Annotated in this window: 14 protein-coding genes; 8 read left to right on the forward strand and 6 right to left on the reverse strand. The window is 72.4% G+C overall.

What is annotated here, in order from left to right; genetic code table 11:
- Positions 1-43: 43 nt before the first annotated feature.
- Genes JNO54_RS02760 through JNO54_RS02775 form a run of 4 tightly spaced genes read left to right on the forward strand, consistent with a single transcriptional unit; the run spans position 44 to position 3,561 of the window.
- Complete coding sequence (locus tag JNO54_RS02760) at positions 44-277, forward strand: hypothetical protein (RefSeq protein ID WP_204142509.1); 234 nt, start codon at positions 44-46, stop codon at positions 275-277.
- Positions 274-1,320 (forward strand): L-glyceraldehyde 3-phosphate reductase, encoded by a 1,047-nt coding sequence (gene mgrA / locus JNO54_RS02765; protein ID WP_204142510.1) that lies wholly within the window; start codon positions 274-276, stop codon positions 1,318-1,320. The genes JNO54_RS02760 and mgrA overlap by 4 nt, the downstream gene beginning before the upstream one ends.
- 22 nt (positions 1,321-1,342) lie before the next feature.
- Entirely contained in the window at positions 1,343-2,161 is an 819-nt protein-coding gene (locus tag JNO54_RS02770) for a DUF3152 domain-containing protein (RefSeq protein ID WP_204142511.1), read from the forward strand.
- A gap of 38 nt (positions 2,162-2,199) precedes the next feature.
- Positions 2,200-3,561: an MFS transporter gene (locus JNO54_RS02775; RefSeq protein WP_204142512.1), complete on the forward strand. Its 1,362-nt coding sequence runs from the start codon at positions 2,200-2,202 to the stop codon at positions 3,559-3,561.
- Positions 3,562-3,893: 332 nt separating this feature from the next.
- Here JNO54_RS02775 and JNO54_RS02780 read toward each other — a convergent pair whose 3' ends face one another.
- The 3 genes from JNO54_RS02780 to JNO54_RS02790 all read right to left on the reverse strand — a co-directional run bounded on the left by JNO54_RS02780 (position 3,894) and on the right by JNO54_RS02790 (position 6,725).
- Entirely contained in the window at positions 3,894-4,427 is a 534-nt protein-coding gene (locus tag JNO54_RS02780; RefSeq protein ID WP_204142513.1) for a hypothetical protein, read from the reverse strand.
- A 61-nt stretch (positions 4,428-4,488) separates the two neighbouring features.
- Positions 4,489-5,466, reverse strand: a complete 978-nt coding sequence (gene ppk2 / locus JNO54_RS02785; protein WP_204142514.1) for a polyphosphate kinase 2 — start codon at positions 5,464-5,466, stop codon at positions 4,489-4,491.
- Positions 5,463-6,725, reverse strand: a complete 1,263-nt coding sequence (locus JNO54_RS02790) for a hypothetical protein (protein WP_204142515.1) — start codon at positions 6,723-6,725, stop codon at positions 5,463-5,465. The genes ppk2 and JNO54_RS02790 overlap by 4 nt, the downstream gene beginning before the upstream one ends.
- A gap of 88 nt (positions 6,726-6,813) precedes the next feature.
- On the opposite strand from JNO54_RS02790, the gene JNO54_RS02795 reads away from it, so the two are divergent.
- The 4 genes from JNO54_RS02795 to JNO54_RS02810 all read left to right on the forward strand — a co-directional run bounded on the left by JNO54_RS02795 (position 6,814) and on the right by JNO54_RS02810 (position 10,305).
- Complete coding sequence (locus JNO54_RS02795) at positions 6,814-7,602, forward strand: GAF and ANTAR domain-containing protein (protein ID WP_204142516.1); 789 nt, start codon at positions 6,814-6,816, stop codon at positions 7,600-7,602.
- 95 nt (positions 7,603-7,697) lie between these two features.
- Positions 7,698-8,219 (forward strand): thioredoxin domain-containing protein, encoded by a 522-nt coding sequence (locus JNO54_RS02800; RefSeq protein WP_204142517.1) that lies wholly within the window; start codon positions 7,698-7,700, stop codon positions 8,217-8,219.
- Between the two features lie 147 nt (positions 8,220-8,366).
- Complete coding sequence (locus JNO54_RS02805; RefSeq protein WP_204142518.1) at positions 8,367-9,452, forward strand: App1 family protein phosphatidate phosphatase; 1,086 nt, start codon at positions 8,367-8,369, stop codon at positions 9,450-9,452.
- Positions 9,445-10,305 (forward strand): DNA-formamidopyrimidine glycosylase family protein, encoded by an 861-nt coding sequence (locus tag JNO54_RS02810; protein WP_204142519.1) that lies wholly within the window; start codon positions 9,445-9,447, stop codon positions 10,303-10,305. The genes JNO54_RS02805 and JNO54_RS02810 overlap by 8 nt, the downstream gene beginning before the upstream one ends.
- A 51-nt stretch (positions 10,306-10,356) precedes the next feature.
- On the opposite strand, the gene JNO54_RS02815 is transcribed toward JNO54_RS02810, so the two are convergent.
- The 3 genes from JNO54_RS02815 to JNO54_RS02825 are packed head-to-tail and all read right to left on the reverse strand — an operon-like array spanning position 10,357 to position 13,095.
- Complete coding sequence (locus JNO54_RS02815) at positions 10,357-11,076, reverse strand: DUF4097 family beta strand repeat-containing protein (RefSeq protein WP_204142520.1); 720 nt, start codon at positions 11,074-11,076, stop codon at positions 10,357-10,359.
- A gap of 1 nt (position 11,077) precedes the next feature.
- On the reverse strand, positions 11,078-11,740 hold the full coding sequence (locus JNO54_RS02820; protein ID WP_204142521.1) for a response regulator transcription factor: 663 nt from the start codon (positions 11,738-11,740) through the stop codon (positions 11,078-11,080).
- On the reverse strand, positions 11,737-13,095 hold the full coding sequence (locus tag JNO54_RS02825; RefSeq protein ID WP_204142522.1) for a sensor histidine kinase: 1,359 nt from the start codon (positions 13,093-13,095) through the stop codon (positions 11,737-11,739). The genes JNO54_RS02820 and JNO54_RS02825 overlap by 4 nt, the downstream gene beginning before the upstream one ends.
- Positions 13,096-13,144 lie beyond the last annotated feature (49 nt).

A 13,144-nucleotide genomic window follows, 5' to 3' on the forward strand; every position in this document is an offset into this window, starting at 1 on the left:
ACGTCTCGACCGGCAGGCCCTCGGCGACATCAACGATGTCGTCGTGGGAGTCGCGGCACTCCTGCTCATCACCTCGTGGTTCGTCGTGCTCGTCTCCTTCGCCGTCGACTACCTGTGCAAGAACGCGCGCCGGCAACGTCTCGTTCTTCTTCAACACCGTCATCGTCGCCGTGGCGATCGCGGTCTTCATCGGCAGCCTCAGCGGGAGCGCCACCTGACCCTCGATCGGCAACCCCCGACGCTGAGCCGGGTCGCACGCGGGATGATGGGCGCATGACCTACCGCGCTGACGAGTACCAGGCCGCCCGTGACCGCTACGACGCAGGGATGGTCTACCGCCGGTGCGGGCGCTCGGGGCTCGACCTGCCGGCGATCTCGCTCGGGCTGTGGCACAACTTCGGTGACGACGTGCCGCTCGAGCGGCAGCAGGCGATCCTGCGGCGGGCCTTCGACCGGGGCGTGACCCACCTCGACCTCGCGAACAACTACGGCCCGCCGTACGGCAGCGCCGAGCGCAACTTCGGCACGCTCTTCGCGCGTGACCTCCGGCCGTACCGCGACGAGCTGATCATCAGCTCCAAGGCGGGCTACGACATGTGGCCCGGCCCCTACGGCCAGGGCGGCGGCTCGCGCAAGTACCTCGTCGCCAGCCTCGACCAGAGCCTGCAGCGGATGGGCCTGGACTATGTCGACATCTTCTACAGCCACCGCTTCGACGAGACGACGCCGCTGGAGGAGACCATGGGGGCGCTCGACGCGATCGTCCGGGCGGGCAAGGCGCTCTACGTCGGCATCTCTAGCTACTCCGGCCCGCGGACCCGCGAGGCCGTCGCGATCCTGCGCGAGATGGGCACCCCGCTGCTCATCCACCAGCCGAGCTACTCGATGCTCAACCGCTGGGTCGAGGAGGACCTCCTCGAGGTCCTTGAGGACGAAGGGGTCGGCTGCATCGCCTTCTCCCCCCTCGCCCAGGGCATGCTCACGAGCAAGTACCTCGACGGCGTGCCCGCGGGATCCCGTGCGGCACAGGACAAGTCGCTCGACCCCTCGCTTCTCACCGATGAGGCTCTCGCGCACGTGCGGGCGCTCAACGCGATGGCGCAGGAGCGCGGCCAGACGCTCGCGCAGATGGCCCTCGCCTGGGTGCTCCGCGACCCCCGCGTCACCTCGGCCCTCGTCGGCGCCTCCTCCGTCGAGCAGCTCGACGACAACCTCGACGCGCTCCAGCACCTCGCCTTCTCCGAGGACGAGCTCGCCGCGATCGACCGGCACGCGGTGGACGCCGGCATCAACCTGTGGGCCCCCAGCAGCAGCCGCTGAGAGCCCGTACGGAGCTGCCGACGTGACGCCCTCGAGGACCGCGGACGAGCGCGGTGGCCGGCACGAGGCGCCGCCGCCGCGGCGCGACCTGGGCTGGATCACGCTGCTCGGACTGACTCTCGCCGGGATCGTCGCGGCGCTGCTCGTCGGCGGCTCGGATGACCCGCCGGCGCCGAAGGCCACGGAACCGGCCGCCGTGAGCGCGCCTCCGGCGACCTCCTCACCCCCTTCGCCCTCGGTGACGCCCACGCGCACGCCCGGCACGACGGGACCGCGCGTCGTCCAGCGGGGCGGCGGCAGCCTCGTGCACGCCCCGGTCACCCCGCGGCAGACCCGCAGCGAGGGCCGGGTCGTCCGGTGGACCCTCGAGGCCGAGCGCGGCATCGACGTCGACCTCGACGAGTACGCGAAGGTCGTCCACGCGACCCTCCACGACCGGCGCGGCTGGCAGGGCGAGGCCGGCGTCCGCTTCGTCAGGGTCACCTCGGCCCAGGCGGTCGACGGTGCCCACGTCGACATCCGGCTCGTCCTGGCCAGCCCGGACACGACCGACCGGCTGTGCGCCCCCCTGCGCACCGCCGGCAAGGTCTCGTGCTGGAACGAGGGCAAGGCCGTGCTCAACAGCCGCCGCTGGCTGACCGGCGCCGACACCTACGAGGGACGGCTCGACGACTACCGCACCTACCTCGTCAACCACGAGATCGGGCACGGCCTCGGGTACGGGCACGAGGGGTGTCCGGCGACGGGCAGGCGGGCGCCGGTGATGCTCCAGCAGACCCTCGGCGTCCGCGGATGCACGCCCTGGCCCTACCCGAAGGGGGACGGGCGCCGATCGCGGTGACCCTGGGCAGGACCAGTACCGCTGGGTAGCCTGCCCGCGTGACCTTCCGTGAGCGAATGGGTTTTGCCGTTGCCGTCTTCGGGCAGAACCTCGTCTACAACTGGTTCGCGCTCTTCCTGCTCGTCTACCTCTACGACGGTCTCGGCCTCTCGCGCGGGGCGATCGCGGCGCTGACGATCATCCTCACCGTCGTCCGGGTCTGGGACGCGGTCAACGACCTGCTCATCGGTTTCCTCGTCGACCGGACGCGCACCAGGTGGGGCACCTTCCGGCCGTACATCATCGCGACCGCCCTGCCCGTGGCGCTGCTCACCGTCGCGCTCTTCTCCATCCCCGCCGGCACCGAGCGCACGCAGCTGATCGTCATCGCCGTCGCGTACCTGCTCTGGGACATCGCGTACACGGCGTGCGACGTGCCGCTGTGGTCGCTGACCGCCGTCATCACGACCGACGAGGAGAGCCGCGCGCGGCTCGTCGCCGGCGCCCGGACCGCCGCGATGATCGGTCTGGCCGTCATCACCCTCGGCGGGGCGCCGCTGGCCATCGCGCTGAGCGGCGGGGACGAGCCGACGGCGAAGGGGTGGGGTCAGGCGGCCCTCGTCGTGAGCCTCGGCGGGATGGGCTTGTACACCCTGGCCTTCTTCGCGACGAAGGAGAAGGTCGAGCACCGGCCGGACCCGGTCCCCTTCCGTGCCGCGGTGATGCAGTACGTGACGAACCGTCCGCTGCAGCTCGTGCTGATCTCGGGGGTGCTGGCCTTCGGGCAGCTGATGATCCAGGTCGGCGGCGCGGTCGTCGCCTCGGTCGTCTTCGGGGGCGTCGAGGTCTTCACGACGCTCGGCGGGGCGCTCATCGGCGGCATCATCATCGGCGCGATCGCCTCGCCGGCGCTGCTGCGGCGGATCACCCGAAAGCGGCTCATGGTCATCGCGCTCGGCGGTGTGTCGGCGATGAGCCTCGTGCTGCTCGCGGTGGGGTACTCCTCGCAGTGGGTCGTCGCGGGGGTCTTCCTCGTCAACGGGGTCTTCAACGGCTTCTTCACGGTGGCGCAGACGCTGCTCATCGCCGACACCGCGGATGCCGCGGAGGTGCGGACCGGGGAGCGGGTCGACGGGGCGTCCTTCGCGGGGCTCACCTTCATCACCAAGCTGGGCACGGCGGTGGCGACGCTCGTCTTCGGTCTCGCGGTGGGCTTCGTCGGCTACGAGCGGGACGTCGTCGTCAGCCCGGAGATGCGCGACAGCCTGTGGCTGTGGATGGCGCTCGTCCCGGCGATCAGCTGCGCCCTCGCGCTCGTCCCGCTGCGCTGGTACCGGGTGCCGGAGGCCGACCTCCCGCGGCTGCTGGCGGAGCGCCGCGCCCAGCGCGCTGCCACCATCCCGGCCGCCCCCACCCCTTGAGATCCAAATTTCCCCAGGTTTCTGTCAGAGGCTCGGGGATGTTCGTGAGCGGATGGTCAGGAGCCCAAGGGGATCCTGTGGTTGGCCGGCGTGGGTCGGCTGCTCACCCCTTCGTCCCGTCGCGAAGGGGTGAGCCACCGACCGGGCACCGAACCGTCCCCCCGCACCGGACCGGATCCCCACGTCCGGTACCTCACCCCTTCGGGCGCCGGACCGTGGCTCGCGCCCGCAGCGCCCCCCTGCGTCCGAGCCGAGAGATCCGCTGGGAGAACTGACGATCCGCCCGCGAACATTCGCGGGCGGATGACAGAAACCTAGGGAAGCTCGGATCCTCAGCGCTTCCGGCGGATGAGCCACAGGAGCAGGCCGATGCCTGCGAGGACGACGCCGAGGCAGCACAGGCTGCCGCCGACGAGGGCGATGATCGCCCCGGTCATCGAGAACTCGCTGACGACGAAGGGGCCGCTGCAGCTGACGACGTAGTCGCCGGCCTCGTCGGTGGTGAAGCCCGTGACGTACTCGTACTCGCTGTCCCCGGCGGCGACGCTGTCGAGGGCCGTCGTCTCCTCCTCGGTCACCGGACCCGACGGTCCGGTGACCTCGCACCTCGTGCCCTCCCCCTTCGGTGCCCACACCGTGACCGCCTCGCTGCCGTCCGAGACGACCGTGTGGCTGCCGGTGCGCACCGGTGCGTCGGCGAGGTCACCCGCAGCCTGCACCGTCATCACCCCGCCGACGGTGCACAGGACCAGCGAGAGCAGCAGGACGAGCCCGCCGATGATGAGCAGCCACGGCTTGCCCCGCCGCGGCGCCGGACCCGGCTCAGGCATCTGGTAGGGCGACGGGGGCGGCGCGGAGTACGACATGTCGTCGAAGATAGCGCGAAGGGGCCTCGACCACCGGCCGACGCCCCTTCGCCCGTCCGCCTCAGCGGTTGGGGATCTCGCCCTGGTCGAAGAGCTCGTTGCCCTTGCCGACGATCGAGTGGTCGACCTCGCCGACGACCTCGTCGTCCTTGTTCGGGTAGGGCATGACCGAGAGGACGTAGCGCATCGCCTCGAGACGCGCCCGCTTCTTGTCGTTGCTCTTGATCGTCGTCCACGGGGCATCGGCGGTGTGGGTGTAGAAGAACATCGCCTCCTTGGCCCGGGTGTAGGCGTCCCACTTGTCGAGGCTCGCGAGGTCGGTCGGGCTGAGCTTCCACTGCCGCACGGCATCCTTCGAGCGGGAGTGGAAGCGGTGCATCTGCTCGGCCTTGCCGACGGAGAACCACAGCTTGATGAGCCTGATCCCGCTGTTGACGAGCATCCGCTCGAACTCCGGCGCGGAGCGCATGAACTCGAGGTACTGCGGCCCGGTGCAGTAGCCCATGACCCGCTCGACCCCGGCACGGTTGTACCAGGAGCGGTCCATGAAGACGATCTCGCCACCAGCCGGCAGGTGCTCGACGTAGCGCTGGAAGTACCACTGCGACTGCTCACGCTCGGTCGGCGTCGCGAGCGCGATGACGCGCGCACCACGGGGGTTGAGGTGCTCGGTGAAGCGCTTGATCGCGCCGCCCTTGCCCGCCGCGTCGCGACCCTCGAAGACGATGACGACCTTCTGCCCGGTCTCCTTGACCCACGCCTGCATCTTGAGCAGCTCGATCTGGAGACGGCGCTTCTCGCGCTCGTACTCCTTGCGGCTCAGCTTGGTGCTGTAGGGGTAGCCCTGCTGCCACGCCTTGCTGTCACCGAAGTGCGCCGGCAGCCCCATCTCCTGGGCGAGCTGCGGGTCCTCGGCGGCCTCGTCCTCGAAGTCGTCGAGCATGTCGCTCATCGTGTCGAAGTCGTCCTGGCCGGTCTCGAGGCCGTCGGTCGCCGGGACCTCGTCGGTGGTGGCGTCGGTCGGCGTGGGCTCGGTCATCGGATCTCCGCGGGGTGGGGCGCGTGGACGGTGTCGGTGCGGTGCAGGATGCCCTGGACGTGCAGGGCGCGGAGGGACTCGCGGACGAGGTCGTCGGCCTCGGGGTGCGGCCCCTGGAGCGCGACGACCAGCTCGACGATGTCACGGACGGGCAGCGGGACGTCGCAGACCAGCCACACGGCGCGGAGCGTGGCCTCGAGGCAGAAGACCCGGGAGCCCTGGAGGATCACGAGGGCGCCGTCGTCGTCGAGGGCGTCGGACCACGGAGCCCGGACGAAGGGAGTGTCCGCCGTGATCTCCGCGGTCGCCGCTGCCTCGGGGTCCCAGGGCGGCGGGGTCTGCTCGAGCCACGCCCGCCCGTCCGGGGGAGGGAGGTGCACCCACCAGGGCTCGGCCGGCCGTGCCTGGGCGAGGTGCTCGCGCAGGAGGTCGACGCACTCGTCGATCTCGGCGTACCGCAGCTCGGCCGGCGGACCGCCGTGGGTCACCGCGCGGGCCAGACGGTCGAGGCCGCCGCCGGGGACGAGCCACAGCGAGGAGGTCTCGGGGATGACCTCGAGGAGGTGGTCGGCGAGGTCGACCTCGACGATCTCGGGGGTGGTGACCTCCGCGTCCCGCCGGAGCCCGAGCAGGGCGCCGAGCTCGACGTCGGCCGGGGTGGCGCCCATGCCGATCGCGTCGGGGGCGGGCTCCTCCTTGGACGCCGGTCGATCCGGGTCGACGATGAGCGACGGAGGCTTGGGGTAGGGCGCGAGGGCCAGGTCCTCGGTGAGGACGACCGACTCGTCGGTGACGTAGCCGAAGGCCTGCGACAGCCGGCGGGCGGCGGTGGACTTGCCGCCTCCCGACTGCGCGACGAGGACGGTCGCGCGCCCCCCTTCGCTCAGCGCGGCCGCGTGGAGGAGGAGGGGACCGGTCCCGCGGAGGCGATGGATGCCTCGGCGCGTCACGGCCCGGGAGAGGTCGTAGGCCAGGTCGGCAGGGTCGCCGAGGTAGAGGGTGACCTCGTCGCCCGTCACCGCGTCGGCCCCCGTGGCGTCGACGGACGTCGTGGGGGACCGTCGGACGCGGATCGTCTCGACCCTCTCGTCGAGCACCAGGGCGTCCGGCGAGACCGCGAGATCTGCGCAGCGCGACCACCGCTCACGCATCGGCTCGACCTCCTCGGCGGGGAGCGAGTCAAGATCGAGGGACCACCGGCACCCCATCGCCAGCAGCGGCACCTGGCCGCCGGCGGGCGTCGGTCGGTCGGGGTCCATGTCCCAAATCTACCGAGCCGGCCGCACCCGCTCCGCCGAACCCGACAAGCCGGCATCCCCGCAGGTCAGCGGGGGGTACCGTCAACCTGTGACCGAGACCCAGCAACAGCCGAAGGGGGAGCCCGCTCCCCTCGTCGAGCAGGTCGGCGCCGTCCTCGGCTCCGTCGAGGACGTCGAGGAGTACCTGACGGGCGTCGTCCACCTCGTCGCCGAGGCGACGGCCGGCTGCGACGCGGTCGGGGTGACCGTGGTGAGCGGGGAGCGACCCTTCACCGCCGCGTACACGACGGCGACGACACTCGCGATCGACGCGGTCCAGTACGCGCTCGACGAGGGCCCCTGCCTCGAGGCCCACCGCACCCGCAGCATCGTGCGGGCCGACCTCGACGAGGCGAGCGAGCGGTGGCCTGCGTTCTCGGCCGCGGCCGCGGACTTCGAGACCCGGGCGCTCATCGCGCTCCCGCTCACGGCCCGCGACGGCTCCGTCGGGGCGCTCAACCTCTACGCCCGCTCCACGCAGGCCCTCGACGCGGTCGACCTGCCGAAGCTCACCGCCACCGCCTCCCGGGTCGGGGAGGTCGTCGCCGCCGGCCTGGCCGTCGTCGAGGCCCGCCAGCTCGCCGGCCAGCTCGAGGAGGCCATGGCCTCCCGCGCCGTCATCGAGCAGGCCAAGGGCGTGCTCATGGGCAAGCACGGCCTCTCCGAGACCGAGGCCTTCGACCTCATGCGGCTGCAGTCGCAGCGCTCCAACGTCAAGCTGCGCACCATCGCCGCCCGCGTCGTCGAGGAGGCCACGGGTCGTCCGGCCGCCGCGGGCCAGGCCGCGCACCGCCTCGACGCCGAGAGCACCGGGGCGCGGTCTGCCGTCGTAGACTGACCTCGCCCTGAAGCCAACCGGGGATCGTGCCAGCGCACACCCCGACGGCTTCTCCTGACGCGGCGACCACGATCCTCACGACGAGGAGTGGTCCGTTGCCCGCCCGCCAGGTCACCCCTTCGCCCACCGACCGGCTCGTCGTCTGGGTCGTCGACCCGCGCAGCCCCGTGACCCGTCGCGAGATCGGCGCCGTGCGCGACGTGGCGCTCGCCGTCCACGACGAGATCCCCGTCGAGGTCGTCACGACCGGCGATGCTGCCGGCAGCGATGCCGCGGCGCGGGCTGTCGTGTCCTTGCTCGCCGCGGGCGAGGTCCACCCCGTGCGGGTCGTCGAGGACGTCACCCGTGCCCACCACGACGACCGCGCCGACCTCGCGGACCCCGCCGTCGTCGCCCGGCTCGCGGAGCAGCGCGGGCAGGACGCCGAGGCCGTCGCGGTGCTGGCCGGGCTGCCCGCCGTCGGGGAGATGGCCGCCGAGGATCGCGAGACCGCCCGCTCGCTCGGTGACCCCGCCGACCATGCCCTCTTCCTCTTCGCGGGGGACGAGGTGCTCCGGCTCCCGGGACCCGGCGCGAGCGCCCGAGAGATCGTCACCGCCCTCCGCGCCGCCCGCTGACCCACCCACCCACCCGCCCACCCCCTTCGCACGAGCCAAGGCTCGTGCGGCCCAGCGCCGTCCTCCCCCTTCGCACGAGCCAAGGCTCCTGCCCACCCTTTCGCCGATCGCCCGGAACCGTCGGCGGGCACGGCTAGGGTGGCGCGCATGGCGCGACCGCACACCGCTGCCCTCATCGAGGACACGTGGAACAGCCAGCTCGCGGGCGTGATGCGCCGCCGCGGCTGGGGGACGCGGGTGCTGCCCTTCACCGGCTACGGCTCGGTCCGCTCGCTGCGCGTCCTCGCGCGCGTGCTCATGACTCGCCGCCCCTACGCCCCGGCCGCCGCCGACGCAGGCGCGACCTGGCTCGAGCTGCGCAACGCCGACAACGAGCGTCGCGGCTGGCGCTCCTTCTTCACCACTCCCGCCGTCGGCGAGCCGGCCACGGTCCACATCGGCGACCGTGAGTACCGCACCCGCTCCGACCGCTCCGGCATCATCGACCTGACGATCACCGACCACGGCCTCGAGCCGGGCTGGCACGACGTGCGCATCGAGTCGCCGCGCGCCGCGGAGGCGTCGGCGTCGGTCTTCGTCGTCGCGCCCGAGACCACCTTCGGCATCGTCAGCGACATCGACGACACCGTGCTCACGACGACGATGCCGCGCCCCTTCATCGCCGCGTACAACACCTTCTTCCGTCACGAGGGCACCCGGCGCGCGGTCAAGGGCATGGCGACGATGTACCGCGGGCTCATGGAGGAGCACCCGGGCGCGCCGATCATCTACGTCTCCACCGGAGCGTGGAACGCCGTGCCCCAGCTGACCCGGTTCCTGCGCCGCAGCGGCTTCCCCCTCGGGCCGCTCCTCATGACCGACTGGGGCCCGACGAACACCGGCTGGTTCCGCTCCGGCCAGGACCACAAGCGCGCCTGCCTGCACCGGATCGCCCGCGACCTGCCCGACATCCGCTGGGTGCTCATCGGTGACGACGGGCAGCACGACCCGAGCATCTACGGCGGATTCGCCGAGCAGCGCCCCGAGCGGGTCCGGGCCATCTGCATCCGCGTGCTCACCGCGACCGAGCAGATGCTCTCGCACCTCACCCCGGTCGCCACCGACGACTTCGAGCAGCATGTCGGGGTCGACCTCCCGGTCATCCGGGCGCAGGACGGCTTCGCGATGGCACCGGTGCTGCGGCGGGTGCTCGCGGAGCGGCGACGGACGGACGAAGGGGGCGAGGGTGCCTGAGCTGCCGGAGGTCACCGGCCTCGTGGCCTTCCTCGCGGAGCGTCTCGACAGTCTCGCGGTCGAGGGGGTCGAGCTCGCGTCGATCACGGTGCTCAAGACCTTCGACCCGCCACCGCAGGCGCTCGCGGGCGCGCCGGTCGACGGGGTGAGCCGGCACGGCAAGTTCGTCGACATCGACTGCGACGGGATCCACCTGGTCTTCCACCTCGCGAAGGCCGGCTGGCTGCGCTGGTACGACGAGGTCCCGAAGACCCCCGCGCGCCCCGGCAAGGGCCCGATCGCTCTGCGGGTCCGGCTCTCCGACGGCTCGGGCTTCGACCTCACCGAGGCCGGGACGCGCAAGTCGCTCGCCGCCTACCTCGTCCGCGACCCTGCCGATGTGCCCGGGATCGCGGCGCTCGGGCCCGACCCGCTTGCCGACGACTTCACCCGCGAGCGTTTCGCCGAGGTGCTCGCCGGGCAGAAGGGCCAGATCAAGGGGATCCTCCGCGACCAGCGGATCATCGCGGGCATCGGCAACGCCTACTCCGACGAGATCCTCCACGCGGCCCGGGTCTCCCCCTTCGCCCTCGTGACGCGGCTCGACGACGATGCCCTGGACCGGGTCTACGAGGCGCTGCGCGCCGTCCTCGCCGGGGCGGTGCTCGCGGCCACCGGCCGGCCGGCCGCCGAGCTCAAGGACGCGAAGCGGCAGGGGATGCGCGTGCACGGACGCACCGGTCAGGAGTGCCCGGAGTGCGGTGACGTCGTGCGCGAGGTGAGCTTCGCCGACCGCTCGCTGCAGTACTGCGCGACCTGCCAGACCGGCGGCAAGCCGCTCGCGGACCGGCGGACGAGCGCCTTCCTCAAGTAGCCGCACCGCCCATCCCTTCGCACGAGCCAAGGCTCGTGCGAAGGGATGGGCTCAGCGACCGGCGATCGTCGCCTCGCCGACGCCGATCCGGACGCGGATCCGGTGCTCGGCCGTGGGGTCGTCGCCGACCTGGTTCTTCACCATCGACGGCGGGCCCTCGGAGGTCACCCGGTAGCTCTCGCGTCGCGGGACCCCGATGGTGATGCCGCCGACGCCGACCTCGACGTCCAGCTGCTCCGGCGCCTCGGTGGCCTCGACCCGGACCTCTCCGACGCCGGACGAGACGTCGACCCGGTCCGAGGACGTCCCGATGACGCGCACCTGGCCCACGCCCGACCGCGCGGACAGCTCGCCGGACGTGCCCTCGACCTCGACATCGCCGACGCCGTTCTCGACGGAGAGGTCGACGCCGCGGGGCACGACGAGCACCCAGTCGGTCTGGCAGACGTCACCGAGGAGCTTGAGTCCCGTGGTGCAGAGCCCGGAGAAGCGTGCCGTGCTGCCGTCCTCGACGGCCGTCGTCCGCGGCTCGGTCAGACCCCAGGTGCGGCTCACCTCGACGTGCGGCTCCTCGCCCTCGGCGGCGGCGCGGACGGACACCGAGCCGACGCCGTTGCCGATCTCGACGCGCTCGGCGCCCACGGGGTAGCGGAGCGTCTCTGTGGTCGTCTGCTCGAGCATCGGGCCGAGCATCTGCGAGGCGGTCGCGGCGACGAGCGCCGCGGAGGTCAGGCCGGCGACGACCCGGATCGTGGTCTTGGGGGTGCGCATCTCAGTCCTCCTGCTCGAGCCACCGCAGGACGGCGAGCACCCGACGGTGATCGCCCTCTGCCGGTGGCAGGTCGAGCTTGGTGAAGATCGAGGAGACGTTCTTCTCGACCGCGCCCTCGGAGATGTAGAGGGTCCTGGCGATGGCGGCGTTGGTGCGCCCCTGCGCCATGAGGTCGAGGACCTCGCGCTCGCGGGGGCTGAGGGCCGCGAGCGGGTCGCGGCGGCGGGAGCGGATGAGCAGCTGGCTCACGACCTCGGGGTCGAGGACCGTGCCGCCGTCGCGCACGTCGCGCAGCGCGGCGATGAAGTCGCTCGTGTCGGCGACGCGATCCTTGAGCAGGTAGCCGACGCCCTTGCTGTGCGAGGAGAGCAGCTCGGTCGCGTACTGCTCCTCGACGTACTGGCTGAGCACCATGACGGCGGTGTCGGGATGCTGCTCGCGGACGACGAGCGCGGCCCGGATCCCCTCGCTCGTGAAGGTCGGGGGCATCCGCACGTCGACGAGGACGAGGTCTGGCCGGTGCGTGTCGACGGAGGCGAGGAATCGCTCGGCGTCGGGCTCGGCGGCGAGCACCTCGAAGTCGGCGAGCTCGAGGAGCCGGACGAGCCCGTCGCGCAGGAGGACCGAGTCCTCGGCGATGACGACGGTGGTGCGTGCGGTCATGACTGGGCTCCGTGGGTGGTGGGGTGGGTGGCTTCGGGACGAAGGGGGAGCGAGGCGACGAGCGTCGTCGGTCCGCCCTCGGGGGAGTGGACGTCGAGGGTCCCGTCGACGGCACCGACGCGGTGCCGCAGGCCGGTGAGGCCGGTGCCGCGGCCAGGGGTCGCACCGCCGCGCCCGTCGTCGCGGACGGTGATCCGCAGCTGGTCGAGGACGGCGGGGGGCGCCGGGGACGAAGGGGTGAGCCCGGCGGGGGCGGGCAGCCCGGGGACCCGCTCGAGGACGACATCGGCGCGGCTCGCGCCGGAGTGCTTGGCGACATTGGTCAGGCTCTCGCTGACGACGAAGTACGCGATGGCCTCGATCGTCGGGGCCAGCCGGCCGACGTCGTGCGTCTGGACGGTGACCGGCACGGGCGAGCGGGCGGCCAGGGCGGAGATCGCGGCGTCGAGGCCGCGGTCGGCGAGCACCGGCGGGACGATGCCGCGGGCGACGTTGCGCATCTCGACGATGGCCTCCTTCGCCGAGGCGTGGGCCTCGTCGATGAGGCTTGCGGCGGCGCTGGGGTCGCGGTGCATCGCCTCCTGCGCCATGCCGAGCCCCATCGCGATCGCGACGAGACGCTGCTGCGGACCGTCGTGGAGGTCGCGCTCGATCCGCTGCCGCTCGGCCTCGACGGAGTCGACGGCCTGGAGCCGGCTCTCGGTGAGGGTGCCGACGCGGGCCTCGAGCTGCTCGACGTCGGCGGTGCGGTCGCGGCCGATGAGCCAGCGGGCCATGGTGATGTCGACCCGGGCGAGGAAGCGGGCGACGACCGGCAGTGCGAGCAGCCCGAGGACGCCCACGGCCCAGGCGATCGCCAGAGCGGTGCGGCCCTGCACCGGCACGAACCACAGGAGGGTCAGCCCGTCGTCCGGGATCCGGTCCGCGTAGAGCGGCATGGCCGCGAGCGCGAGCAGCTGCCCGAGCCCGAGCACCGTGATGGTGCCGACGAGCGTGCCCCACAGCGAGTGCAGCCCGAGGTAGGCGACGGCGCGCCACTTGCGCGGGTCGAGCCACAGCTGCCGCCACAGCGGCAGGTCGACCGGCTCCTGCGGCGGGTCGATCGGCACCCCGGTGAGCCCGACGATGCGGTGCCGCTCGAGGCGGACCGCCCACCACGCGAGGTAGAGCGCCGGGATGACGAGGACGAGGCCGATACCGCCACCCGGGATGGAGAGGACGGCGGCGAGGGTGAGGAGGCTCAGCGTGATCGCGGCGAGTCCGGTGAGGAGGTTCGTCACGAGGAGGCTGAGGTGTCCCCACCCGCCGAGCCACAGGCGGGCCAGCGAGGCGGGAGAGATGGTCGGGCTGCTCATGTCCTCAACCGTAGGGACGGCGCGACCCTGTCGTCTGCCCCGTTCTCCG

The organism is Janibacter endophyticus, assembly GCF_016888335.1.
GTDB lineage: Bacteria > Actinomycetota > Actinomycetes > Actinomycetales > Dermatophilaceae > Marihabitans > Marihabitans endophyticum.

Excerpts from the sequence above, each read along its gene's own strand:
- mgrA (WP_204142510.1), top strand. The coding sequence starts at position 274 with ATGACCTACCGCGCTGACGAGTACCAGGCCGCCCGTGACCGCTACGAC.
- JNO54_RS02780 (WP_204142513.1), bottom strand. The coding sequence starts at position 4,427 with ATGTCGTACTCCGCGCCGCCCCCGTCGCCCTACCAGATGCCTGAGCCG.
- ppk2 (WP_204142514.1), bottom strand. The coding sequence starts at position 5,466 with ATGACCGAGCCCACGCCGACCGACGCCACCACCGACGAGGTCCCGGCG.
- JNO54_RS02790 (WP_204142515.1), bottom strand. The coding sequence starts at position 6,725 with ATGGACCCCGACCGACCGACGCCCGCCGGCGGCCAGGTGCCGCTGCTG.
- JNO54_RS02805 (WP_204142518.1), top strand. The coding sequence starts at position 8,367 with ATGGCGCGACCGCACACCGCTGCCCTCATCGAGGACACGTGGAACAGC.
- JNO54_RS02815 (WP_204142520.1), bottom strand. The coding sequence starts at position 11,076 with ATGCGCACCCCCAAGACCACGATCCGGGTCGTCGCCGGCCTGACCTCC.
- JNO54_RS02820 (WP_204142521.1), bottom strand. The coding sequence starts at position 11,740 with ATGACCGCACGCACCACCGTCGTCATCGCCGAGGACTCGGTCCTCCTG.
- JNO54_RS02825 (WP_204142522.1), bottom strand. The coding sequence starts at position 13,095 with ATGAGCAGCCCGACCATCTCTCCCGCCTCGCTGGCCCGCCTGTGGCTC.